Consider the following 24,128-nt stretch of genomic DNA (forward strand, 5'->3'; position numbering starts at 1 on the left):
GACTTCCCATCACATTAAGTGAGTAAGATCCCTCCAAGACGAGGAGGTTGATAGGTTCGAGGTGGAAGCGTGGCGACACGTGGAGCTGACGAATACTAATCGATCGAGGACTTAACTAATATTATTTCGATGTTCCGTGTGCGCTTATTTAGTTTTCAGGGTGTAAATTCTTACATAATTAGTATTTATACTTGATTTTTCTCCAAAATCGATTATAATATTGGTTGTCACTCTTTTTAGAGCGACCATTACATGAATTCCTTGTCTGGCAGCAATGGCGGAGAGGCCACACCTGTTCCCATGCCGAACACAGCAGTTAAGCTCTCCAGCGCCGATGGTAGTTGGGGCCTTGCCCCTGCAAGAGTAGGACGCCGCCAGGCAATCTAATTCATAAAATTCCACAGTAGCTCAGTGGTAGAGCTATCGGCTGTTAACCGATCGGTCGCAGGTTCGAATCCTGCCTGTGGAGCCATGGAGAGCTGTCCGAGTGGTCGAAGGAGCACGATTGGAAATCGTGTAGGCCGCTACCGCGGCCTCGAGGGTTCGAATCCCTCGCTCTCCGCCACTTAATATATAAAGTGGCCCGTTGGTCAAGTGGTTAAGACACCGCCCTTTCACGGCGGTAACACGGGTTCGAATCCCGTACGGGTCACCAATAAATGGAGGATTAGCTCAGCTGGGAGAGCACCTGCCTTACAAGCAGGGGGTCGCAGGTTCGAGCCCTGCATCCTCCACCATTATCTTTACACCGCGGGGTGGAGCAGTCTGGTAGCTCGTTGGGCTCATAACCCAGAGGTCGCAGGTTCAAATCCTGCCCCCGCAACCAATATATGGTCCGGTAGTTCAGTTGGTTAGAATGCCTGCCTGTCACGCAGGAGGTCGCGGGTTCGAGTCCCGTCCGGACCGCCATTTTTTTCTGAATCTAATAAGGCTCGGTAGCTCAGTCGGTAGAGCAACGGACTGAAAATCCGTGTGTCGGCGGTTCGATTCCGTCCCGAGCCACCATTTATTCAGTTTTTTGCATTTTAACTGTGGAGGGGTAGCGAAGTGGCTAAACGCGGCGGACTGTAAATCCGCTCCCTCAGGGTTCGGGAGTTCGAATCTCTCCCCCTCCACCATTCATATAGGGGTATAGTTTAATGGTAAAACGAAGGTCTCCAAAACCTTTGATGTGGGTTCGATTCCTACTACCCCTGCCATCTAACATTATGGCGGTCGTGGCGAAGCGGTTAACGCACCGGATTGTGGCTCCGGCATTCGTGGGTTCGATCCCCACCGGTCGCCCCATATGCTTAATTGGGCCATAGCCAAGCGGTAAGGCATCGGGTTTTGATCCCGTGTACCCCAGGTTCGAATCCTGGTGGCCCAGCCACTTGCGGAAGTAGTTCAGTGGTAGAACATCACCTTGCCAAGGTGGGGGTCGCGGGTTCGAATCCCGTCTTCCGCTCCATGATTTTTTCATAAGGCGGTATAGCCAAGTGGTAAGGCAGAGGACTGCAAATCCTTTATCACCGGTTCAAATCCGGTTACCGCCTCCAAACTTATTTACATGCCGGTGTGGCGGAATTGGCAGACGCGCACGACTCAAAATCGTGTTCCTTACGGAGTGTCGGTTCGAACCCGACCACCGGTATCAAACCTAAATACAAAAATAATTAAATACTGTGATCGAAGCGAATAAGACAGGATTAAATTCCTGTCTTTTCATTTTGTGCCTCTTTTCTTCAAAAGATAAGAAAGTATAAATTCTCACCCCTACCACAGTGCTTTCCACTGTGGTAGCTTTAATGTATGGAGAAAAACATTTTAAAACAAATTTTCTTTGATAAAAACCAGCATTGGGAGTCATTTTAAAAAAAACATGGAGACAAGATCCGGCCAGTAGTCATTAAGGGGTTAGAAAGATTCCGTGACTGCGGGAATCCGAAAAATGGGTTTAAACTCTTTGTTTGCGAGGGCTGCCATGAGGTTCGAAAAGTTTCTTACCGATGTAAAGACCGCTTTTGTACAACCTGTTCCCTTGGGGAGAGTGAAGAGTGGAGTCGTCTGCTTACAGAAGATTTCCTACAAGTGAACCATCGCCATGTCATCTTTACGATGGATTACGGGACATATTTTTATTGCACCGCCATCTCTTAAAGCGATTGATGGACGAGACTGCTAAATTGATACAAGGCTTCTTTGGGAAGAAGGCAAAGTTAAAGCCAGGTATCATAGCCGGATTACATACGTTTGGTTCGAAAGTGAACTTTAACCCCCAAGTCCATATGCTGGTGACAATGGGAGGTATAATGAATAAAGGGAAATGGAAAGGGTATGATTTTCTCCCTTTCAACATGCTTCGGAAGCAATGGCAGACTATTGTATTGAAGCTAATCTGAAGAAACCTGAAAAAGAAAAGAAGCGGATTCAGCTGCGCTTACAAAAGGCTTTTTCCGAAAATGGAGAAGGCTTCTATGTGTATGCACCAAAACAACGAGGGAAAATCAGAGATCAATTGCGCTACATTGGCCGCTATATGCGTCGACTAGCGATTGGAATCAATCGCATTGAGGCATATGATGGGCAAACGGTGACATTCAAATATATCGATAAAAAAGATAAACAAGAGAAGCGTAAAACCCTGATGGTAGAAGCATATATCAGCCGTTTGATCCGCCATATTCCAGTTGAGCAATGCAAAACGATTCTTTATTATGGCATCTATTCCAGAAGAAGCAAAAGCATAAGTTAAAAATTGCTGGCAACCTGGCAGCAAGGAAAAAGACGCTGGATATTGAAAGTGAAGAAAACGCTCCGCCGCCAAACGTGGAGAAAGCGTGTGATTTCCAGTGGCCAAAAAGACCTCATGATATGCCCGCACTGCGACAATTATTATGAGTACGTGGGAGAAGTGTGTCCGGAGGGTGGTAAATTTAGAAATAAAAGTGGCATTTTCCACGGACGCAAGACGCTATATGGAGAGGATGATTGCTTATCTCGAACAAACCAACCGAAAGAAACTCAAAAAGAAAAAGGGGATCGACCATCTACAACCGAAGAAGACGTCGATCAATTATCATTGTTTGATGTGTCATGAAGAAGAGGAAATTCCTTATGACGTTGTAAGAGATTTTGATTTGATGGAAGGAGGGGGATCCGTCAACTCCACCAAGATTTAATTGTGAACAATCTGGAGGAGAGAAAAGGACGGGGCGGTTTTTGCCCGGTTTTTCTTATGCCCTTTATTTAGGCAACTCACTCTAGGAAAATATTAGACTATCAAATCACGGCCCAAGCGTTCGTAAAAAATTTGTGATGATGGGGCCTAGGCCCCATCATCACAAATTACAGAAAACCTTATATAGCGGTTTTTTACAAAGGGTGTTGCATTTACTATTGCAATTTAGGGCTGAAAAACAAAATAAAAGGGATAAAAATAATTACTGATGAAAAACCATGGGTGAGATGAAGGATATTCGTTGGAAACAAGATTTGGGTACTTTGAAAAGTTTAATTCAGTGAAACTATATGGAAAAACAAAACTAACGGCCTGACCCCGTGGTCTTAAGAAAAATTTCAAAGGGATTATACTAAAAAGAAGTAATCGCATGCCTTGGCCGGTCGCGATTACTTCTTTTTTAGTTTTTTGTATTTTAATTACTTGGTACAAAGGGCTGAGTTGTTATTTTCCGATCATCTGATCAACTTTATCACGGTTATTTTCAATCCATTCTGTTGCTAAGTCTTCAAAGGATGTACCGTTTTCTTCATTTTTACTAATCATTGTTTCTACATCATCAATGGAAATGCTCCAGTTAGATAAAATCTCATATGCTTCTGGATGTTCTTCTTCAATCCCTTTATAAGATAGCACATAGACGTTATCTGGTTTGAAGTACTCTTCTTGACCTTCTAAAAATTTCAGATCGTTACGTGCAAAGACAGAATGTGGTCTCCAAGCAGTGAATACAACAGGCTCTTCATTATTAATTTTACTTTGTGCAACGGAAATCATTGCTCCTTCACTTGAAGGTGTTAGGTCAAATCCGTGTTCTTCTAAATTTTCCCCTGCCATTAATTCTTGTGAAAGTTCTACAATACCTGCGCCTTCAGCAATAGTAACGATTTCTCCATTATATTTTTCTGCGTTTTGCTTTAAATCTTCAATGGAGTTTTCTTCCACATAAGAAGGTACGACCCAACCAAGTTGTGCATTTTCATAACTTGTAGATACTTTCACTAAATCATTCTTATACTCTTCCCATCTGGCAGCTTCCGTATATGGCAACCATGCATCCATAAAGAAGTCAATGTTTTTATTTTTCATACCATCCCAGATAATTGGCTGGGAAACATGTTCTACTTCAATCTCAAATCCTTGTTCTTCTAAAATTTGTTTGGCAATTTGTGTTGGTGGTGCAGTACTTGTCCAAGGAGTTTGACCAAAAACAAGAATTCCTTTTTCTTGGTTTTCTTCATTATCTGTTGTATTTTCCGTTGTATCAGCTGCTGACTCCTCGTTCGTTGTGTTATTTTCTTCTTCGCCATTACTACAAGCAGCTAGTGTCAATAAAACTAGAGTAATAAAAACCAATAATAACTTTTTCATCATAAATTCCTCCTAGTTGAATTTATTGTATATCTCTCGCATATTTTCTGGATTATACTGTAATGAATCGACTTTATCTGATCTCCAAGAATTATATTTCTCTCCATTCATACGCTTGAGGATATTCGTGGTATCATAGATATTAAGTGCATATATCCAATTTGCCATCATCATAAGTGATGCCATATGGGATCCTTCATTCGAAGCGGTACAGATATCTTTGACAAGATGGATATTGTAATCTCGAAAATAGGCATCAAACGCAGATGTTAATAGGCAACCATCTGTTACGACTCCACCAATGACAACGTTTTTTACATTTAGACTTTTAAGTATAAGATCCAGATTCGTTTCGTAAAAAGCACTCCAACGATATTTATCAATGACGATGTCACCATCTTGTGGTTTTATTTCATCTAGAATTTCGATGCTTTCGTTAGCTGTGTTGTAGTAAAAAGGTGTACCATCGTCGTTTAATGGTTCGCCTAAGGGAAGACCAATTCCATCAGCTCGATTAATTTGACGAGTATAAATAATAGGGATGTTTTGTGCTCGGAACCCGTCAATCAGTTGTTTTGCATTGGTAACTACTTGGTCCATTTGTTCAAGTCCAAAATTACTTTCCTTTTGAAGATCAATGAGCACCAAGGCAGTGTTTTGTTTGTTCATGTCATATCTCCTTATTCTTCCGGTGTTTTAGGCAAATAGTTAAATACCTCCCCAGATTCCATTGCATTTGCAAGCCGCATTGTCCAATCAAAATATCGGTAAGAATCTTTAATTAGTGCAAGGTCTTCCTGTGCCTTTTCTTTTACATATTGATCAGTTGTATGATTTGCTACATCTTCTAAAATAGGCTCAACTTGTTCTGCTGCCTTCATGATCAAATTACGTTCTTGGCGTATTTTTTTTATAAAGTACGTCATGAAATTCCTTAAAAAATCTTTCTCTGCAATATAATGATCTTTTCGGTCCCCTTTTTTCCAAACCTTTGTGACCATTTCTGTCTCTTGCAGTTCTCGCATTCCATTGCTTACACTCGCTTTACTCATTGCAACTTGATCCTTAATTTCATCAAGGGTCAATGGTTCTGAGGAAAAATATAGAACACCGTATATTCGACCAATAGATGGGGTCACCCCATAGATAACCATGGATTGAGCAATCGCACTAATCATCATGTCTCTAGCTTGATCCATTGTTTCTTGCTCGTTGGACAATAGAATCACCCTTTTTCTAGTGATTTTAATTTATATTAAACATATTAAACTAATTAAATTTTAAAGTCAACTAAAACATGGGAACGGCTTTTAAAAGGAGATAATGGGAAGTTTTGCACGACAGAAGGCACAACAGACAGATTTATTCTGCTTGTTGTGCTTCTTCTTTTTATATGTAATTACTCACCCAGATAAATCTTTGCAAATGGATGGAGCCCTAATGGAAATTTTATATAAGAAGTATTATGAAACAATGGAAAATGGACATGTCTTGGTGTATGACGATGTGCTGGAAAATGAATTTCTCGACGTATAAAAAAAGCGAGAACAACATCTTGAAGTAATACTATCTTACTATCTATTAACAACCTGGGGACTTTATGGTAGCTGCATAGGAAGCTGAGGAAATCTGATAGAGGCTGGGACATAACCAGCCAGAAATAACCTAAAAATGGTTCCGATCATCGGTTTTTGATGATCGGAACCATTTTTCGTTGGATTATTTTCATTATCTATTGGTTGATTGCTCTTCATGGCGGTATACTTCCTCAAGTTTACCGCCATGAAGGCAAATCCTAATTCATTTTCTACTTTCTCTTCACCCCTCACCGACATGCGAGTGAAGCACAAATTAGCCTTCAGAAATCCGAAGGCTGGTTCCACATCAATTTTACGTTTGCCGTAGATTTCACCAGTTTCTTCTTCCGAAAGCAGCTGCCTAATATATTCTTTTTGGTGTTCCCATTTTTCGTTATAATAGATTCTTCGATTGTTTCCTTCCTTCGCCTTGGTGCATTGGGAACGCAATGGGCAGCCAGAACAGTCCTCACACTCATAGACGTTAAACGTTCGTGTAAACCCGTATTTGTCTGTTCGTTTGGACATGTAGCTGAACATTAATTGTTTGCCATTGGGGCAGGTGAATGTATCGTCTTCTTCGTTATATTCCCAATTGGCGGGATGGAAAGTGTTATTCTTGTGTTTCTTTTTCTTCTCTTTTCGATACTGGTTATAAGTAATCAGCGGGATGCGCTTTCGGTTTTCCATGACATCTTCATAGTTTTGTTCACTTCCATACCCTGCGTCAGCGACGATATGCTTCGGCAGCTTAAAGAAATTTTCCTCAATGTTATCCAGAAATGGGATGAAGGTACGTGTATCGGTCGGGTTTGGGAAGACATCATAAGCGAGCACATACTGACCTTCTGTCGCAACCTGCACATTATAACCTGCTTTTAATTGGCCGTTCCTCATATAGTCATCTTTCATCCGCATGAAAGTGGCATCATGATCTGTCTTCGAGTAGCTGTTGCGCTCTTCGAAAATTTTCATATCGTTTTGGTATTTTTGTTTGCGTGCTACATAATCCTTGAATTGTTTGTGATATTGTTTCGTCGCTTTACGGTCCGAGCGAAGCTGTTTCCGTTCGCTTCCGTCATCACTCGCTTCTATTTGTTTGTCGTATGTTTCTACCTCGTCATCCAGCTTCTCTACTACTTCTTGGAGTTCCTTCGTAGATAGTTCTTTCTGACGTTCCCGTTCGATTTCTGGAATAATTTCTTTTTCCAATAATTCCTCATACATTTGGTTGGACTTTTCCACCAGATTGGCACTGTGTCTTTCCGTCGACTTTCGCCATACGAACGTAAACTTATTGGCATTCGCTTCCATCTTGGTTCCGTCAATAAAAATCGCTTCTTCATCAATTTGTTCTTCTTCCACCAGCTGACAACGGAATTGCACGAAGCACTGACGCAGTAATTCTTTGGTCTCTGGGTGGACACGGAAGCGATTGATGGTGCGATAACTTGGCTCATATCCTTGAGCGAGCCACATCATGCGCACACTGTCTTTCACCATCGCCTCGATCTTTCTGCCGGAAAAAACCGATTGCGTGTAAGCACACAAAATAACCTTCATCATCATCCGTGGGTTGTAGGCAGGGCAGCCTGTTTCACGCAAAAGTCCAGCGAATGCTTCCTCTGGTATATTCTCCACGGCATGATGTACAGCATAAGCAATATCATTTTCTTGTAATTTAATTTCCAAATCCATCGGCAAAATGACTTGATTCATGGTATAATGTTTAAACATAAGGATACCTCCGATAGTTATTGTGTCGTTACTTTAATTTTATCAGAAGGTATCCTTTTTGTTTACTAAAAATAAGCGTGGTACCCACTAGTATGAATTAGTGAAGTACCACGCTTATTTTTTAATTTACTGGAGTTTTGTCCCAGCCCCCATCTTTTTATATTTTTTCCTTACAAATTAATGTTCTATTCCCGCAATCCCAAAACCACCAGGCCCCGAATGTGTAGAAATCATTGCCCCTGCTTGCATCCATTTTATGTTTAGGAAACCATGCTCTGCTGCGATTTCATTCATCCGCTGCTTAATCGCTTCATCGAGACCGATAGAGTAGATTAAATAAAGCTGATCCCGATTAATGTCGTATTGATTGAAAAAGTCACGTATAAGCTTTTCGGATAATCTGTTCATTTTCCCACGGTATTTTTTGTTTGAAACAAGATTTCCATCGATTAGTTCGATTCGCGGTTTAATTTTTAACAAAGCACCTCCGAGATATGCTGTATTGCTTACGCGTCCTCCAGCTCGCAAAAATTCCAAGCTGCCTGGTACGAACGCAAGTTTTGATTTAGGAATGATGGATTCAATTTTTTCTACTAAATGACTAGGCTCGATCCCAGGTTCTTGCTCTAGCAGGGTAACAGCATACATCACAATGGCAGTTAATCCACCTGTAACATTCAAAGCGTCGATGAGAAAAAGGTTGTCGAATTCTTCTGATGCAATTACTGCATTTTGAAAGGAAGAAGAGGCCTTTGACGTATAGCCAATATGAACGATGATGCATTCGGGAAAATCTGCATTTATCTTTGTGAAAAAATCATGATATTCATGGGAATTTGTTGACGTTGTAGTTGGTATCTTTTTCGTACGGTCATAATAGTCGTAAATCTCCTTTACGGGCAGGGAACCATCTAAATAATCCTCACCATCCATGATGACGTGCATGGGAACAACTTGGACATTATGTTTTGTTGCTAAATCCTCTGGTAAATCCGCTCCGCTTTCTGTCGATAAAATAATTTTTCTCATTCATTTCCCCCATTTCTATATAATGAAGCTGCGTATTTGTGTATTACTCTAACTATACATGAAATGCGAGAAAGGATACATGAATTTTTTGAAATATGTTGGCTTGTTTATGAAAAAGAATTATAATGAAGATACCGAGACAAGTTAGGTGGCAAGAAGAGTGGGATATAGAATTAATTTCTTTTTGTTAATGCCGTGTCAAAGGCCAATGCGTGTTAAATTGAACATGCATTGGCTTTTTAATATGACTGTTTCCAACCCCCTTCGCTTACCATCCACCATCATATCCCCTATAATAAAACCAAGCTTCAAAAAAGAAAGGTGACAACATAAATGGAAAAATATCGCATCGACCCGGATAAAGGATTAGAATTTGGCATTTATACATTAGGAGATCATTTACCAGATCCTGCGACTGGAAAAAGAATTTCCGCTGAAGAGCGGATTCATGAGATTATTGAGTATGCAAAACTAGCGGATGAGGCGGGGCTGGATTTCTTCAGTGTGGGGGAAAGTCACCAGGAGTTTTTTGCGACACAGGCGCATGCGGTAGTTCTATCCGCGATTGCGCAGGCGACGAAGAATATAAAGATAGCCAGCTCCTCGACGATTGTCAGCACTTCGGATCCTGTGCGTGTGTATGAAAACTTTGCGACCCTTGACCTCATTTCCAGGGGGCGGGCGGAAATTGTTGCCGGGCGAGCATCCCGTGTGGGGCTTTTTGATTTGCTGGGATATGATATCCGCTATTATGAAGAGTTGTATGAAGAGAAATTTGAATTACTGCGGAAAATTAATGAAGAAGAAGTCGTGAGCTGGAGTGGGGAGTTTCGGCCGCCGTTAAAAAGCGCAAGAGTGCTTCCGCGTCCGCAGAATGGTTCAATGCCGATTTGGCGTGCGGTTGGCGGCACACCTGCCAGTGCAATGAAGGCAGGGTATGCCGGGGTACCGATGTTTATGGCTCATTTGGGCGGACCTGTATCCAGTTTTAAACGGACGGTGGATGCTTACAGGGAGGCAGCTAAACAGGGTGGACATGACCCAGCCGAATTGCCGCTTGCAACAGCCGGCTTTTTCTATGCTGCAGAATCCTCCCAGCAGGCCATTGAGGAGATGTATCCGCATATTAATGAAGGAATGAAGCGGACAAACGGGCAAGGCTTCCCGAGAAGAGGTTTTGAGCATGGTGCGAGCAAGGATAGTGTCATGAATATCGGCAGCCCGCAGGAGATTATTGAGAAAATCCTTTACCAGCATGAAGTTTTTGGCCATCAGCGCTATATTGCACAAATTGATTTTGGCGGCATGCCATTTAATAAGTTTAGGAAAAATATTGAAATCATCGCAACGGAAATCTTGCCGGCTGTTAAGAAATATACGGCGAAAAAATAAATACTAAAAAGCAGAGAAGCTCCCGAGCCATCTCTGCTTTTCCAAGTTCAAAAAAAGCTTTCATCCTGCAACCGCTCCCAATATTGAACATTTTGTTGCAGATTTCCCTATCTAAAATTGAACATTGTATTAAAAAGTGTAAAGTTACTCCCATATTTCTGCTTCATTTGTTAGAATAACGGGTATATGCTGTGAGTAGTACAGGATAACCGCATTAATTTTGTGAGTGCAGGAGTGTTTTCGAATGAATCAACAACGACATCCTTTTAAGAAGTGGCTGGCGCTCGTGCCGTTAGGTTTTATTGTATTCTTGAGCGGGTGCGAGCTGGCGGTGCTTGATCCGGCAGGTCCGGTTGCCCAGAGCCAGAAAGATTTAATGATATATTCTTTATATTTTATGTTTGGAATTATTATCGTCGTCTTTGTGGCTTTTGGGGTCATGGTCTTCAAATACCGTGATAATAAGCCGAACCGGAAAGACGAGGACTATAAGCCGAATCTTCATGGCAATACACTGATTGAAGTGGTCTGGACGGTGATTCCAATTATCATTGTGACGGCCTTGTCCATTCCGACAGTGACGACCCTGTTTGAGCTGGAGAAGCCGCCAGAGTCCAGTGCGGATAAGGAGCCACTGGTGGTTTATGCAACTTCCGCGGACTGGAAATGGTTCTTCAGTTATCCGGAGCAGGGTATTGAAACAGTCAATTATTTGCACATTCCGACAGACCGTGCGATTGAATTCCACCTGTCTTCGGCGGATTCAATGGCGTCCTTCTGGATTCCGCGGCTGGGCGGACAGAAGTATGGCATGGCGGGAATGGAAAATATTCTTTACTTGCAGGCGGATGTGCCCGGTACATATAATGGGCGCAATGCCAACTTTAATGGTGAAGGCTTCACCGCACAAACCTTTGAAGTGCAAGCCCAGCCTCAAGAACAATTCGATACATGGGTGCAAGAGACACAGGAACAAGCGCCTGAGCTGACACAGGATGAATATGACTCGTTGCTCAAGCCTAGCTTAGTAGAAGAAATGACATTTTCTTCCACACATTTGCAGTGGGTTGATCATGGCACGAATGCCGGACGTGATTATTCCATCATCCGACATAGGAATGCTTACGACGAAACACTGCATATTGAGAATGTGCCTGGCCCAGGCTGGATATCTGAAAATGAATAGCAGTAAGATTGGAAAGCAGGTGAACAAGTATGCAATTGGATGAATTTTTCGTTACGGGTGAACCGCTGATTTATGGGGGTATGGTTGCTATCGCGCTCGTAACATCCGCCATCCTCTTTATATTGACCTATTTTAAGAAATGGGGATGGCTGTGGCGCGAATGGCTGACAACGGTCGATCATAAAAAAATCGGGATTATGTACATCCTGAGTGCGCTGGCCATGCTGTTCCGCGGCGGAGCGGATGCGCTGATGATGCGTACACAGCTGGCTTTCCCGAACATGCAATTTTTGAACGCGCAGCATTATGATGAAATTTTTACGACCCATGGAACGGTCATGATCATCTTTATGGCCATGCCGTTTCTGATTGGGTTAATGAATATTATTGTCCCGCTGCAAATCGGGGCGAGAGATTTTGCTTTTCCATTTGTTAATGCGCTGAGTTTCTGGTCCTTTTTCTTCGGTGCCATGCTGTTTAATATTTCGTTTGTTATCGGCGGAGCGCCTGATGCTGGCTGGACCAGCTACACACCGCTTGCCGGTGCGGCGATGAGCCCGGGTCCTGGGCAAAACTTTTACTTAATGGGACTGCAGCTGTCCGGGATTGGTACCCTGGCGACAGGGATTAACCTGATGGTGACCATTTTAAAAATGCGTGCACCAGGCATGACGTTATTCAAAATGCCGATCTTTACATGGTCTACATTTATCACATCATTTATTATCGTTTTTGCTTTTCCGATTTTGACAGTAGCGTTGGCATTGATGACGATTGACCGGATTTTCGGTTCCCAGTTTTTCACACTGACAGGGGAAGGGATGCCGATGATGTGGGCCAACCTGTTCTGGATGTGGGGACACCCGGAAGTGTATATCGTAATTCTGCCGGCATTTGGTATCTTTTCCGAGGTCATTGCCACGTTTGCCCGAAAACGGTTATTTGGTTATAACGCGATGGTCTGGTCGATTATCCTGATCGCGGGATTGAGTTTCCTTGTGTGGGTGCACCACTTCTTTACTATGGGTGCAGGTGCATTTGTCAACTCGGTCTTCTCGATTACGACAATGCTTATCGCGGTGCCTACGGGTGTGAAAATATTCAACTGGCTGGCAACCCTGTATAAATCGCGGATTGTTTTGACCGTGCCGATGCTCTGGTCGCTGGCGTTCATTCCGAGTTTTGTGATTGGCGGGGTGACCGGGGTGATGCTCGGTATGGCAGCGACAGATTACCAGTACCATAATACGTACTTCCTGGTATCGCATTTCCATTACGTATTGATTCCGGGTACTGTCTTTGCCTGCTTTGCCGGACTGGTCTACTGGTATCCGAAAATGTTTGGACACAAATTGAACGAACGCATCGGGAAATGGAGTTTTTGGCTGTTCCTGATTGGATTCCATGTCTGTTTCTTCCCGCAGTACTTCCTAGGGCTGGACGGGATGGCAAGACGGATTTTCACCATTACACCGGAATGGTTCACGCTTAATTTCATCTCCACGATGGGTGCATTCATGATGGGACTGGCATTTGCTATCTTTGTCTACTGTATTTACTACAGCTACCGCTACAGTGAGCGGGAAATAAGTGGTGATGCGTGGGGCTACGGAAGAACGCTGGAATGGGCCACACCTACGCCAATACCGGCATACAATTTCGCCACCGTTCCACAGGTAAATACACATGATGCCTTCCTGGAAATGAAGGAAAAAGGCAAAACAACCTTTGATGAGGAAAACCTGGAACCGATCCATATGCCGAACAATACAGGGAAGCCGTTTATCATGATGGGGATTCTTTTCTTCGCAAGCTTTTTCCTCGTATTTGAATGGATCACTCTGGCAGTTATCGGATTGATCGGCGGCCTGGTGATGATGATCATCCGCTCCTTTGATTACGATGACGGCCATCATATTGAAGTGGACGAAATCAAACGCACTGAACGCGCGGCAAGGGGGTTATAAACATGAGTGAAAACCAATTAAATGCTGGACCTCTGGAATACCGCACCCATGAGGGACAAATGAATATTACCGGGTTTTGGATATTCCTTGCTGCGGAAATTGCTTTGTTCGCAACATTGTTTGCTACCTATGCCGTGTTATTTGGCAGGACGGCGGACGCACCGTCTCCGGGAGAATTATTCCAGCCGGGGATCGTGCTTGTGATGACCTTTCTGCTTTTGACAAGCAGCTTCACTTGCGGTGTTGCCATTCATAATATGCGGGAAGGAACAGTGAAAGGGCTGATCACCTGGCTGATTATCACGATTGTGCTCGGGCTGGCGTTCCTTGGATTTGAAATTTACGAGTTTGTGCATTATTCGCATGAAGGTGCAACCATGCAGTCCAGTTCTTATTGGTCCGCCTTTTATGTGCTGGCAGGCACACATGGAGTGCACGTAACGCTTGGTATTGGCTGGGTTATTTTGCTGTTGATTCAGCTTAAACAGCGCGGGCTGACTGCGGTTACCAGCAACAAAGTATTTATTGTCAGTCTTTACTGGCATTTCCTTGACGTGATCTGGATCTTCATCTTTACGAGTGTGTATTTGATAGGGATGGTGGTGTAGTATGGCAAAAGAATCTGGAAAATATCCAATTAAGCACCTGATCGGCTTTCTACTGTCGATTGTCCTGACATTGCTTTCAGTCTGGGCGGCACTCGGGTCAGATCTGCCGGTCATCTGGATCATTGCAGCCATCATGCTGCTCGCTGTCATCCAGGCAGGCATCCAGTTATTTATGTTCATGCATATGGTGGAAACAAAAGGCGTGGGCCATGCTCCATGGAATATGATGTTCCACAGCTTTGTGGTAGCAACCATTATTGTTTCCGGCTCGCTGTTCACCATGTCCTTTGGCTTTACGCATGATCATGATGGCGAAGGTAATCATCAGCATGAAGAGCAGCAGGAAATGCAGAAAGACCATAGTGGGCATTGATCTAAATGTAAAGGTATGTGATGAACTTGAATAATAATAATAATGTAAATGGAGACGCAGCGGCACGCACACCGTGGAAACCGATGGCTGGCTTTATGCTGTGTATCATGCTGGCAGGAGTTTCGCTTTGGGCAGCCTTTTATTCGGGATATTCACCAAAACTCATTTTTTCGCTGATTGCCCTTTTCTCCTTTATCCTGGCAGTGTATCAGCTGTTTGATATGCAGCTTGAGCCTGAGGACAGTTAGAGACGGCTAAGATCGCTGTTTATATATACAATATAAAAACCCCCTCTTTTCAACTAGAAAGAGGGGGTTTCTTTTCGTTATTTACTGTAGTCTGCTTCTTTTATATTGCGCTTGCTTGACTTCGCTAATGATAAACATTACCCAGGCCACTTCTGCGACAATCAGGCTTGCGTAGAACATCGTCCAGGAGAACGAAAATGGTGCAGGCGGTGTCTGGAACATCACTGCGAAGAAATACAGCCACATGCCGACGAGAAGAACGGACTGGATAATTGCGTATAATCTTTTCCCTAACCGAATGAACAGAAACGGTGTCAAGGTTGCAAGCAGCATAAACATAAGGGTGACACCCATTGAAATCATCTCCTAATTGCTTTTATAATCATGAAAACGGTTGCTTATATATATTGTAACAAATCTTTCCTGAAATTGACACATAAAATTCACTTTTTGTGCTTTATTTTATGTCTGACTTCTGATTTATATATCTGGAAGTAAATGTATAATGCCTGATTTATCGCAGATTAACAGGCAGTAAATCTCCCATCTCAAAAATAGAACTAGGCCGAATACTTAGGTGGGAGATAAACTGCCTGTAAAAGCCCGATTGGTTCAACTAACATTCAGTGGGGGAAAGCGTCCCACTGAATGAAGTTTCACTTTATGTTTATCTTTCCCGGGAAGGGTATGATTGTAAACATAAGGGGGGAAAACAATGCGGCTTTGGCATGAAAAGCTCATACCATATTTACCACGGCAGCAGCTGTTGGGGCAGCATCGGGAATGCTGTGCATTAAGAGGATGAGGCTGGGGGAAAAAGCATGCGACGATGGACTATGTGTTTGCCTATTCACCCTATCGCCTGTTTCTTTATCACGAGCTGGTAATGGAAGAGATGAAAAAGCGTGGTTACAAGGTTGACCCGAACTGGGAAGACCCCATGTATCGGGGGAGGAGCTGCGGGAGACATGATGAAGCCAGCCTGCATGAGAAAGAGGTGGAGCGGATTGATGGACGGCCATTGTACCCGGAGCATACGGATGCTTATCTGCATGAGTGTCTTCTTAACCTAAGGCAAAAAGGGATTGATCTCTCCGAATGGAAGTAGAACTGCCTGAAGCCATGTGTGATGAGCTTCAGGCAGTTCAGGATTACGTAAAATACTCGATTTTAGCTTCCGGAAAATAGTGGTGAATATGACTGCCCAGTGTATCTTTTATCTCTTCCTGTTCCTCATTTTGATACACATATTTGCCGATGCCATACCGTCCCCATTTCCATTTTCGCTTTGATTCGTCAAGTTCCAGCTTGGTCATGGGATAATTTTGCTGAATCACCCGTTTGGCAGGTTTGGTGAAACGATGCTGGATCATCTCAAAGGTCAAATTCTTCTTTGCCGCTCTCGGCAGGGCTGCTTCCAGTTTCTCAAACATTTCGTGATATCCCTGTTTCCATCCATCATGCAAGTAAATTGGCGCTACAATAAAGCCAAGTGGATAACCCGCTTCCGCCACTTTGACTGCCGCTTCGATCCGCTCATGCAGGCGGGAGGTGCCCGGCTCAAAATACTTGATAATGTATTCATCATTGATGCTGAAACGAAAGCGTGTCCGACCATTATGCCTGGCATCCAGCAGATGATTCACATGGGCGAATTTGGTGACAAACCGTAGCTTGCCATGCTCGGATTTGCCGAAATACTCAATGGCGCGCTTCAAAGTGTGGGTCAGATGGTCGACGCCAACAATATCAGAGGTGCAGGATGCTTCAAAGCGTGTAGCTTCCGGGGCACGCTCTTTCATATACGTTTCCGCGGCATCAAAAATTTCATCCACATTGACATAGGATCGGATGTAAGGTTTGCTGCCCATTGTCGTTTGCAGATAGCAGTAATGGCAATGTCCCATACAGCCGGTCGCAAACGGAATGGCATATTCCGCTGAAGGCTTTGACGTATCAAATTTCAAGGTTTTGCGGATACCTAGCACCAATGTGGATTTGGCAGTCCGGTACTTCTGAAAATGATTATCCCCTGGCAAATTCCTGATTTGATTATGCGAGGTGGTCTCCCGTATTTCAATGTCCATCTTTTCAAATTTCGCAATCATTTCTTTGGCAAGCGGGTATTCCATTGCCCTCGGTTCGACATACACAAGTTGTGGGACAAACGGTTTAACCATAATAATTCTCATCCTCCGGCAGCCCAAATGCGATCTCGTAAGCTTCCTCCGCTTCTTCTGCTGTTTTGTATACCGCAAATTCCTCTGTCAGGGGAAAATAAGTCTCATGGATAAACAATGCCAGTTCTCCTTCCTGGTCGGGATTCTCCACAACTGCGGCCTGCTGCACATGGGCAACATCCTGGGCATGGGGGTTGCGAATAATAATATAAACAATTTCCCCTGGCTGGTAGGTTTCATTGATATTCATTTCTTCACCATACTTCCTATTTGTTTACTGTCATTATGCTCAAGTACCGGGAGTTTATGAAAAAGCTTGGTTGGTGCAAGCATTTTTTGAAAGACACTTTCGGTGAGTTTATTTCAGAGTTGATGGAAACTGCGACTCTAGCTACACTTCACTGTTGCGGAAACATGCGACAGAGTGCTCGTTGATTTCCGCTGCGGGCATCCGCTTTCCGCGGGAAGCTGCCGAGCCCCCTTGTGCTAGCGCACTGCGGGGTCTCGCCTATGCTTTTCATCCCGCAGGAGTCGGATACCCTCCGCTCCAATCAACCATCTACAGAGTGGATAGCTGCTGATGGACTTTAAGAGTACACCTGTAGCGGAGGAAATACCCCGAGACTCCTGCGGGATCATAGTCATAGGTGAGACCCCGCAGCGCGACAGCGCGAGGAGGCTCACCAGACGCCCGCGGAAAGCGAGGGGTATTTCCGGAGCGGGAGGAGTTAATTCACAGTCTATAGATATTGTTGATAAAAACACAGCCAAAGTTTTTCGATGGGACGAGTCCCAATCCTTAGAAAAACAGCCTTCAATAAGAGAACTTTCTTGCATGAAAAAATCAAAGTTTCTGCTATTTGCCTGTAAATTATCCATTTTATTTGGAGCAGTTGTGCTATAATTAATTCAGAATAGCGGTTATGCGCTGAGCCAGAAAAAAATCTGTTCTTGCTAGGTTTGATGATGATAGAAAATGGTTAAATAGTGCAAGATTTAGGAAGAAAGTTGTAATTATCCCATGGTAATAAGCGAGGTTCTGTGATGAACACATTAATAATTGCGGCTGTCTTGTTTCTGATGCTTGGCTTTTGGTTTATTTCCTCGAGAAATGCGGACAAATATCAGAAGCTGGAGCGCGAATTGCAGGAACAAAAAGAGAAATTCCATGCTGTCATTGATTCAGCGAATGATGCCATTATATCTGCCGACAGTGAATCCGTGATTATTGCCTGGAACCAAGGGGCGAGCAGGATCTTCGGATATCAGGAAGCTGAAGTACTAGGCAAAAAGCTGACGATGATTATTCCGAAACATATGCGCAACGCTCAGGAAGCAGGAATTAAACGCTTCCTCATGACAAAGGAAGCAAAGGTCGTTGGAAAAGCCGTGGAACTGGAAGGACTCCACAAAGACGGAAGCCGTATACCGATTGAACTGTCTTTATCCACCTGGTCGATTGCGAAGGACATTTATTTCAGCGGGATTATCCGCGATATTTCAGAACGGAAACGGGCGGAGATACAAATCAGCCATTTGGTTTACCATGATGATTTAACAGAGCTGCCAAACCGAAGATATTTTGAAAAACAAATGAAGACCGAGCTTAAAAATGCGGAAGAAAATGGGGCGAAGCTTATTCTCATGCTGCTCGATCTCGACCGATTTAAAATGATCAATGATACGCTGGGACATTCTTTTGGCGATAAGCTGCTGTATGCTGCAGCGGGACGTTTAAAAGAACTGCTGGGTCCGTATGATATGATCGCAAGGATGGGCGGGGACGAATTTAACCTGCTGATGCCTGATGTTCCGGGGAGAGAATCTGGTGTCCGGATGGCAGAGGATATCATGGAAATTTTTAGTAAACCAATTGAGATTGACGGACATGAATTGTTTGTGTCGACGAGCATTGGAATGGTTCAGTATCCGGACCACGGCAATGACATGGAATCCCTGATGAGAAGGGCAGATATGGCAATGTACTCGGCTAAAGAGCGCGGCACCTCTAATTATAAGTTTTACAGCAAGAAGATTGACAGCGAGGATGAGCAAAAAATCAAGCTCGAAAAAGATATGCGACGAGCGATTGAGGAAAATGAATTTGTTGTTTATTACCAGCCGAAAATTGAGATAGAGACGGAAAACGTCGTTGGACTGGAGGCACTTGTGCGCTGGTGTCATCCCGAACTGGGTATGATTCCGCCAAATCAGTTCATTCCATTGGCAGAAGAAACCGGGCTGATTGTGCAGCTTGGGGAAAAAGTGCTAAGAATGGCGTGTGCCCAGACGAAGGCCTGGCAGGAACGGGGGTATGATCAGCTGCAAATATCGGTCAATGTCTCCTCGAGGCAATTTCACGGGGAACATTTTGTGGAAACAGTCACAGAAGTGCTGGCAGATACCGCGCTGGAGCCGGAATATCTTGAGCTGGAAGTGACAGAGCATATGACAATGAATAATGTTTATCGTGCAGAGCAAATCCTCGATCAACTGGTGAAACTTGGTGTGAAGATTGCCATTGATGACTTTGGGGTAGAATATAGCTCGTTGAATTACTTGAAAAAATATCCGATACATACATTAAAAATCGATCAGTCTTTTGTGCAGGACCTCTCTGATGACTCCAATCATCCGGCAATTATTACGGCGATTATAACGCTCGCAAAAGATATGGGGCTGAATATTGTGGCTGAAGGGGTGGAGACCAGACAGCAGTATGAATTCTTAAAAGGGAAAAAATGCGAGCAAGCCCAAGGATTTCTGTTTTACCGGCCGATGCCAGTGGAAGAAGTGGAAAATTTGCTGGAGGAGCAATCCTCTTCACTTGTTTAACAACAGTCCCATAGAATGTGCTTAACGGACAGGTGCAGATGCCTGTCTGTTTTTCTGCCCGAATTTCTCCAAGCGGACTGCTATATGCAAAAGGCTTTTATCTGGTATGATTGGTTAAGCAGCATAAAGAAAGAAGGTTGACAGCAATGATGTTCACAATCAGATGGTCTACATACATATTCGGGCTGCTTCTGTTCAGTTTGGGAATCAGTCTGGCAATCAAGGTACAGCATTTAGGCATTCACCCGTGGGATGTGCTCAATGTGGCTCTTTTTGAAAAGGTCGGGCTTTCGATAGGCTCATGGGCAATTATTATTTCCTTTGTTCTCATTCTCATCTCCTGGGTGCTGGATAAATCGTACATCCGAATTGGTACATTTTTGAATGCCGTGCTTGTCGGCGCATTCGTTGATCTTTATTTATGGCTTGATGTTCTTCCCGAGGCAACCAACTCATGGCCGGATTATTTCATCATTATCATGGGCATTGTCCTGATGGGCATTGGCGGCGGGGTATATAATGCAGCCGGTGTAGGATCAGGACCGCGCGACGGTTTTATGCTGTCAATCTCGGATAAGCTCGGGCAGCCGATAGGCCGAATTAGGATCATCACAGAAACATCTGTATTGCTGATTGGGCTCTTGCTCGGGGGACCTGTGTTCATCTTTACGTTTATTTTTACATTTATTCAAAGCCCGATATTTCAGGCATCTCTCTTAAAAGGGAGAAAGGTGATTGCAGCGTTCGAGGAAAGATTCCCCAAAAAATACTATGAAAAATCAAGCGCATAGCTAATTTTGTATTTTACGGCCGGCAACAAGCCTGGTTCTGCCATTTTCTCTATGGAAATATACGATTTCTCTATGGGGAGAGGGCGGCAAAATTCATTTTTGGCTTCTGCGCTATTCCTACAGACGTGCTAGAATAGCAGGAAAGGAGGCAAACGCGTTGAAAGTAAAAACAGATAACACCGTTTATTTTACGGAAAAGGTCCGGAATGATCTGTTTCATGTGCTGGAGGAAGTGGTTTATTTTTCCATCACCCGGTTTGACAGGCCAATCAAGCATGCTGCAGAAGAAATTGTCGGGGGGATGGACGTGAGAGAGGAGTATAAGGATAGGATTTACCCGACACTCGTCTGGTGGAAGGTGTTCTGTTCGCCCTCAGGTTCAGAAGGGTTGACCATTTTCCAGCGATACTTGCAATTGAATAAGCATAAGTGGAGAAATAAGCCTGCGTACTTTCAGGAAATGCTTGCAAGCTGGATGTATCTGAATCCGGGATTCTATCGAGTAGAGGACGATGAGAGCATTAGCGGAAGGGTATTTGTTTTTAAAGATGTGTTTGAACAAAGCACCAAGCTAATAACTTTGTTCCAAAAGAACTTTCAGACCCCCAAGCGGGGCGAGCTGATCAGCGGATTGCTTATCCCTATCGGACATGGGAAATACATTTCACCAGGCAAGTTGTTTCACATTCCCGAACAGGAAGCTGCCTCAGTGATTGAAAAGATTACCCCTTATTTTGAGAAACACCACGAATCCCCGCACTACCGGTTTAACCCGCAACTCTATCCATCTATGATTACCATGACACTTGAATCGGTTGGTGATTCTCAATGAATCTGAAACAGAGACAGCTGATCGAGAAGTTATCTAAGCGTTGCATCCGTCTTGTTTTTGTCAAGGGATGGGAAGAAATGAAGGAAGAAAAACAGGGTACGCTCCCCAGTTATAGACGGAATGAAAACTGCTTGAGAGCAAGCGCTGTGGAGGATAAGTCATAATTGTCAAGAAGATGCTGCATCCAGAACCATGCCAATAAGCCCCCGGCTAATGTTAGTAAAATGATAATCAGAATTGCCACTTTGCCTTTCAAACGAATCCCCTCCTGCCAGATAGCATAAGCTTAGCAAAATTTGTCATCCCTGTAAATAAATTTTAACCTCTGAGCGGGCTTGCTGTGGATTTATGCTTTAAAAGCGAGAAAGCAGAAGAGAAACAGAGGATATGCTCAATGTATACGTTTCCATGGGATTTTTACAACGATCCGGAGTGTGGTATGATATGTTGGTTGACTTCGGATCAGGCTGATGGAGCCTGAAAAATATATAGAGAAAGAGGTAGTGTATTGAAAGCAGAACAATTAAAACAGGACTGGCTTGGCAATGTAAAAGGAGATGTGCTTGCCGGAATCGTGGTCGCACTGGCACTGATTCCGGAGGCGATTGCCTTTTCGATTATTGCGGGTGTGGATCCAATGGTCGGATTGTACGCCTCCTTCTGTATTGCTGTGGTTATTTCGATCGTCGGCGGACGACCGGGGATGATTTCTGCAGCGACAGGGGCGATGGCGCTCGTGATGGTGGATCTGGTTGCCGATCATGGACTGCAGTATTTGCTTGCTGCAACGATCCTGACGGGAATCCTGCAAATTTTATTTGGTATATTTAAGCTGGCAAAAGTGATGAAATTCGTGCCGCGTTCGGTGATGGTCGGGTTTGTCAATGCGCTGGCGATTATGATTTTTACCGCCCAGCTCCCTCATTTTGTAGGAGAAACATGGGTAATGTATGCATTGGTCGGGGCAACACTGGCAATTATTTATCTTTTCCCCCGGCTTACCAAAGCAGTACCATCCACCCTTATGGCGATTATTGTGATAACTGCAATCGCCGTGTTTGGAAACCTGAGTGTTGGTACTGTCGGAGATATGGGCAGCATCGCCCAGCAACTGCCGGTATTTTTGATTCCGTCCATTCCTTTGACATGGGAGACGCTGATGATTATTTTTCCATATGCGCTGTCCCTGTCGGTGATTGGCTTGCTGGAATCCCTGCTGACCGCCAATATTGTGGATGATATGACGGACACGGAAAGTAACAAAAACAAAGAAAGCCGCGGGCAGGGGATTGCCAACATCGTGTCCGGATTTTTCGGCGGAATGGCAGGCTGTGCGATGATCGGTCAGTCGGTCATCAATGTGAAATCCGGCGGGAGCGGAAGACTTTCTGCATTTGTCGCAGGAGTGTTCCTGATGTTTCTGATCGTTGTGCTTGGCGGGTTCGTCGTGCAAATTCCGATGGCGGCACTTGCAGGCGTCATGTTCATGGTGGCCATCAGCACATTTGACTGGTCTTCGGTGAAAAATCTGCATAAACTCCCGAGAACCGATGCTGCTGTCATGGTGACAACCGTGACGATTGTACTCATCACCCATGATCTGTCCATCGGTGTTCTGGCAGGCGTCCTGCTGAGCGCGATTTTCTTTGCGGCAAAAATTTCGAAGGTGAAAGTGACAGAGGAACTGGATATGCGCATGCAAAAGCGAGTCTATCAAGTGGAAGGGCAATTGTTCTTTGCATCTGTCAGTGATTTCCCGAAAAAGTTTCATTTTGCAGATTCTGTGAAACAAGTGGAGATAGATTTAACCCATGCTCATTTATGGGATGACTCTGCGGTCGGCGCGCTGGATAAAATTGAGATGAAATTTGCCCAGAACGGGATCGAAGTGGAGTATACCGGGCTGAATCAGGCAAGCAAGCAGCTGAAAAACCGTATTGGCGGGTTGTCTAACGCTTCTGGTCATTGATTGAGTGCAAATACGGAGTCGTCTTGCTGGACGAAAAGCCATGCGGGCAAGTGCACAGGATGTTAATCTGGTTCATAGCTGTACGCCGCTTCGCTTTATGGTAGAATGAGAGAAAACGAATTGCTGGTGGGGTGGAGGATATGTTTAAGCGGATTTTACTGGCAGTGGATGGTTCCGAACATTCGATACGCTCAGTGAAATATGCGATTGAGCTGGCGGAGAAGTTTGGCGGAACAGTGGATGCTGTCTATGTGGTGGACGGAGATACTGCTAAGAAGGATGTCCTGCATGCCACCGATAAATTTGAAGTTGAAAAGAAACGCAAAGAAAAAATCAAACCTGTAAGAGATGAACTGCTGGCCTCTGGTGTCGTTTTCGGTACACATATCTTACATGGCGACCCTGGGCCGAAAATAGTAGAATTCGCCAATGAGCGGGAGTTCGACTGTGTAGTGATTGGGAGCCGCGGCTTGAACAATCTGCAAACGCTGATTCTGGGAAGCGTCAGTCATAAAGTGGCCAAGCGCGCGGCATGCCCTGTGCTGATTGTGAAATAGTGGTGAATGAAAGGCTGCCCCTCTGGTGAGGGGACAGCCTTTCTTGTGTCGGGGGCGGAAGGTAGTGGGTGTGGTGCGGGAATGGGTGAATTGGGCGAGCGTGATGTTATGCAGGAAAGAGCATCTCTCTACGACATCTCGAGGACTCATTCAACCGGATTTACACGAGAGGACGCTTCTCTAAAGCATTCCGAGGGCTAATTCTGCCAGTTTTGCAGTAGAGAACCGAAATCGGGCGAGTGATAAATTAGATCGA

The 24,128-nt window shown here is 44.2% G+C and carries 20 protein-coding genes, 14 tRNA genes, 2 rRNA genes and 2 pseudogenes; 29 read left to right on the forward strand and 9 right to left on the reverse strand.

What is annotated here, in order from left to right:
• From CEG13_RS07085 to CEG13_RS19350, 17 genes and pseudogenes are all read left to right on the forward strand, one after another.
• A 23S ribosomal RNA gene (locus CEG13_RS07085) occupies nucleotides 1-119 on the forward strand; the annotation flags it as partial.
• Nucleotides 120-264: 145 nt separating this feature from the next.
• A 5S ribosomal RNA gene (rrf, locus tag CEG13_RS07090) occupies nucleotides 265-380 on the forward strand.
• Nucleotides 381-397: 17 nt separating this feature from the next.
• Nucleotides 398-472 (forward strand) — tRNA-Asn (locus CEG13_RS07095).
• 1 nt (nucleotide 473) lies between these two features.
• Nucleotides 474-565: transfer RNA gene (locus CEG13_RS07100), tRNA-Ser, on the forward strand.
• Between the two features lie 15 nt (nucleotides 566-580).
• A tRNA-Glu gene (locus CEG13_RS07105) sits at nucleotides 581-655 on the forward strand.
• Between the two features lie 6 nt (nucleotides 656-661).
• Nucleotides 662-737 (forward strand) — tRNA-Val (locus CEG13_RS07110).
• A 12-nt stretch (nucleotides 738-749) separates the two neighbouring features.
• Nucleotides 750-826, forward strand: a tRNA-Met gene (locus tag CEG13_RS07115).
• Nucleotides 827-832: 6 nt separating this feature from the next.
• A tRNA-Asp gene (locus CEG13_RS07120) sits at nucleotides 833-909 on the forward strand.
• 20 nt (nucleotides 910-929) lie between these two features.
• Nucleotides 930-1,005: transfer RNA gene (locus CEG13_RS07125), tRNA-Phe, on the forward strand.
• A 28-nt stretch (nucleotides 1,006-1,033) separates the two neighbouring features.
• Nucleotides 1,034-1,118: transfer RNA gene (locus CEG13_RS07130), tRNA-Tyr, on the forward strand.
• A 7-nt stretch (nucleotides 1,119-1,125) separates the two neighbouring features.
• Nucleotides 1,126-1,199 (forward strand) — tRNA-Trp (locus tag CEG13_RS07135).
• 12 nt (nucleotides 1,200-1,211) lie between these two features.
• Nucleotides 1,212-1,287 (forward strand) — tRNA-His (locus tag CEG13_RS07140).
• Between the two features lie 10 nt (nucleotides 1,288-1,297).
• Nucleotides 1,298-1,372: transfer RNA gene (locus tag CEG13_RS07145), tRNA-Gln, on the forward strand.
• Nucleotides 1,373-1,375: 3 nt separating this feature from the next.
• Nucleotides 1,376-1,450 (forward strand) — tRNA-Gly (locus CEG13_RS07150).
• Between the two features lie 14 nt (nucleotides 1,451-1,464).
• Nucleotides 1,465-1,538: transfer RNA gene (locus tag CEG13_RS07155), tRNA-Cys, on the forward strand.
• 13 nt (nucleotides 1,539-1,551) lie between these two features.
• Nucleotides 1,552-1,633: transfer RNA gene (locus tag CEG13_RS07160), tRNA-Leu, on the forward strand.
• 158 nt (nucleotides 1,634-1,791) lie between these two features.
• Nucleotides 1,792-3,020 (forward strand): annotated as a pseudogene (locus CEG13_RS19350) (IS91 family transposase); the annotation flags it as partial.
• Between the two features lie 644 nt (nucleotides 3,021-3,664).
• Here the strand turns inward: CEG13_RS19350 and CEG13_RS07175 are convergent.
• The 5 genes from CEG13_RS07175 to CEG13_RS07195 all read right to left on the reverse strand — a co-directional run bounded on the left by CEG13_RS07175 (nucleotide 3,665) and on the right by CEG13_RS07195 (nucleotide 8,934).
• A complete protein-coding gene (locus tag CEG13_RS07175; RefSeq protein ID WP_239984590.1) occupies nucleotides 3,665-4,594 on the reverse strand; it encodes a glycine betaine ABC transporter substrate-binding protein in 930 nt (309 codons plus the stop codon).
• Between the two features lie 9 nt (nucleotides 4,595-4,603).
• Nucleotides 4,604-5,260 (reverse strand): cysteine hydrolase family protein, encoded by a 657-nt coding sequence (locus CEG13_RS07180; protein WP_100011203.1) that lies wholly within the window; start codon nucleotides 5,258-5,260, stop codon nucleotides 4,604-4,606.
• Nucleotides 5,261-5,271: 11 nt separating this feature from the next.
• Complete coding sequence (locus CEG13_RS07185) at nucleotides 5,272-5,820, reverse strand: GbsR/MarR family transcriptional regulator (RefSeq protein ID WP_338033006.1); 549 nt, start codon at nucleotides 5,818-5,820, stop codon at nucleotides 5,272-5,274.
• A gap of 369 nt (nucleotides 5,821-6,189) precedes the next feature.
• Entirely contained in the window at nucleotides 6,190-7,905 is a 1,716-nt protein-coding gene (locus tag CEG13_RS07190) for an IS1182 family transposase (protein ID WP_100011205.1), read from the reverse strand.
• A gap of 177 nt (nucleotides 7,906-8,082) precedes the next feature.
• A complete protein-coding gene (locus CEG13_RS07195) occupies nucleotides 8,083-8,934 on the reverse strand; it encodes a DegV family protein (RefSeq protein ID WP_100011206.1) in 852 nt (283 codons plus the stop codon).
• A 333-nt stretch (nucleotides 8,935-9,267) separates the two neighbouring features.
• Here CEG13_RS07195 and CEG13_RS07200 point away from each other — a divergent pair, with 333 nt between their 5' ends.
• The 6 genes from CEG13_RS07200 (at nucleotide 9,268) to CEG13_RS07225 (ending at nucleotide 14,708) form a co-directional block, all read left to right on the forward strand.
• Nucleotides 9,268-10,326 carry an LLM class flavin-dependent oxidoreductase gene (locus CEG13_RS07200; RefSeq protein WP_100011207.1) on the forward strand — a complete coding sequence of 353 codons (1,059 nt, stop codon included), beginning with the start codon at nucleotides 9,268-9,270 and terminating at the stop codon, nucleotides 10,324-10,326.
• A 244-nt stretch (nucleotides 10,327-10,570) separates the two neighbouring features.
• A complete protein-coding gene (gene qoxA, locus CEG13_RS07205) occupies nucleotides 10,571-11,512 on the forward strand; it encodes a cytochrome aa3 quinol oxidase subunit II (RefSeq protein WP_100011208.1) in 942 nt (313 codons plus the stop codon).
• A gap of 29 nt (nucleotides 11,513-11,541) precedes the next feature.
• The gene (gene qoxB / locus CEG13_RS07210; RefSeq protein ID WP_100011209.1) at nucleotides 11,542-13,479 is read left to right on the forward strand and encodes a cytochrome aa3 quinol oxidase subunit I; all 1,938 of its coding nucleotides are present in this window, start codon (nucleotides 11,542-11,544) and stop codon (nucleotides 13,477-13,479) included.
• A gap of 2 nt (nucleotides 13,480-13,481) precedes the next feature.
• Nucleotides 13,482-14,087 carry a cytochrome aa3 quinol oxidase subunit III gene (gene qoxC / locus CEG13_RS07215; protein ID WP_100011210.1) on the forward strand — a complete coding sequence of 202 codons (606 nt, stop codon included), beginning with the start codon at nucleotides 13,482-13,484 and terminating at the stop codon, nucleotides 14,085-14,087.
• A 1-nt stretch (nucleotide 14,088) separates the two neighbouring features.
• Nucleotides 14,089-14,460 (forward strand): cytochrome aa3 quinol oxidase subunit IV, encoded by a 372-nt coding sequence (qoxD, locus tag CEG13_RS07220; RefSeq protein ID WP_100011211.1) that lies wholly within the window; start codon nucleotides 14,089-14,091, stop codon nucleotides 14,458-14,460.
• A gap of 26 nt (nucleotides 14,461-14,486) precedes the next feature.
• The gene (locus CEG13_RS07225; RefSeq protein WP_143469654.1) at nucleotides 14,487-14,708 is read left to right on the forward strand and encodes a hypothetical protein; all 222 of its coding nucleotides are present in this window, start codon (nucleotides 14,487-14,489) and stop codon (nucleotides 14,706-14,708) included.
• A gap of 81 nt (nucleotides 14,709-14,789) precedes the next feature.
• Here the strand turns inward: CEG13_RS07225 and CEG13_RS07230 are convergent, their stop codons facing one another.
• Nucleotides 14,790-15,062: a hypothetical protein gene (locus CEG13_RS07230; RefSeq protein ID WP_100011213.1), complete on the reverse strand. Its 273-nt coding sequence runs from the start codon at nucleotides 15,060-15,062 to the stop codon at nucleotides 14,790-14,792.
• A 361-nt stretch (nucleotides 15,063-15,423) separates the two neighbouring features.
• Here CEG13_RS07230 and CEG13_RS07235 point away from each other — a divergent pair.
• A pseudogene (locus tag CEG13_RS07235) lies at nucleotides 15,424-15,816 on the forward strand (TIGR02328 family protein).
• 43 nt (nucleotides 15,817-15,859) lie between these two features.
• Here CEG13_RS07235 and splB read toward each other — a convergent pair.
• Together splB and CEG13_RS07245 are read right to left on the reverse strand one after the other, a co-directional pair.
• On the reverse strand, nucleotides 15,860-16,888 hold the full coding sequence (gene splB, locus CEG13_RS07240; protein ID WP_100011214.1) for a spore photoproduct lyase: 1,029 nt from the start codon (nucleotides 16,886-16,888) through the stop codon (nucleotides 15,860-15,862).
• Complete coding sequence (locus CEG13_RS07245; RefSeq protein ID WP_100011215.1) at nucleotides 16,881-17,138, reverse strand: transcriptional regulator SplA domain-containing protein; 258 nt, start codon at nucleotides 17,136-17,138, stop codon at nucleotides 16,881-16,883. The genes splB and CEG13_RS07245 overlap by 8 nt, the downstream gene beginning before the upstream one ends.
• A 794-nt stretch (nucleotides 17,139-17,932) precedes the next feature.
• On the opposite strand from CEG13_RS07245, the gene CEG13_RS07250 reads away from it, so the two are divergent.
• The 3 genes from CEG13_RS07250 to CEG13_RS07260 all read left to right on the forward strand — a co-directional run bounded on the left by CEG13_RS07250 (nucleotide 17,933) and on the right by CEG13_RS07260 (nucleotide 21,346).
• Complete coding sequence (locus CEG13_RS07250; protein WP_100011216.1) at nucleotides 17,933-19,723, forward strand: putative bifunctional diguanylate cyclase/phosphodiesterase; 1,791 nt, start codon at nucleotides 17,933-17,935, stop codon at nucleotides 19,721-19,723.
• Between the two features lie 146 nt (nucleotides 19,724-19,869).
• Nucleotides 19,870-20,514 (forward strand): YczE/YyaS/YitT family protein, encoded by a 645-nt coding sequence (locus CEG13_RS07255; RefSeq protein ID WP_100011217.1) that lies wholly within the window; start codon nucleotides 19,870-19,872, stop codon nucleotides 20,512-20,514.
• A gap of 157 nt (nucleotides 20,515-20,671) precedes the next feature.
• A complete protein-coding gene (locus CEG13_RS07260; RefSeq protein WP_100011218.1) occupies nucleotides 20,672-21,346 on the forward strand; it encodes a hypothetical protein in 675 nt (224 codons plus the stop codon).
• 109 nt (nucleotides 21,347-21,455) lie between these two features.
• Here CEG13_RS07260 and CEG13_RS18725 read toward each other — a convergent pair whose 3' ends face one another.
• Nucleotides 21,456-21,602 (reverse strand): hypothetical protein, encoded by a 147-nt coding sequence (locus CEG13_RS18725; RefSeq protein WP_158234658.1) that lies wholly within the window; start codon nucleotides 21,600-21,602, stop codon nucleotides 21,456-21,458.
• Between the two features lie 252 nt (nucleotides 21,603-21,854).
• On the opposite strand from CEG13_RS18725, the gene CEG13_RS07265 reads away from it, so the two are divergent.
• Both CEG13_RS07265 and CEG13_RS07270 read left to right on the forward strand, forming a co-directional pair.
• Nucleotides 21,855-23,315 carry a SulP family inorganic anion transporter gene (locus CEG13_RS07265; protein ID WP_100011219.1) on the forward strand — a complete coding sequence of 487 codons (1,461 nt, stop codon included), beginning with the start codon at nucleotides 21,855-21,857 and terminating at the stop codon, nucleotides 23,313-23,315.
• 140 nt (nucleotides 23,316-23,455) lie between these two features.
• Nucleotides 23,456-23,872: a universal stress protein gene (locus tag CEG13_RS07270; RefSeq protein WP_100011220.1), complete on the forward strand. Its 417-nt coding sequence runs from the start codon at nucleotides 23,456-23,458 to the stop codon at nucleotides 23,870-23,872.
• The last annotated feature ends 256 nt before the right edge of the window (nucleotides 23,873-24,128 follow it).

It is taken from the genome of Lentibacillus sediminis, assembly GCF_002763455.1.
GTDB classification, from domain to species: Bacteria; Bacillota; Bacilli; order Bacillales; family Amphibacillaceae; genus Lentibacillus_D; species Lentibacillus_D sediminis_A.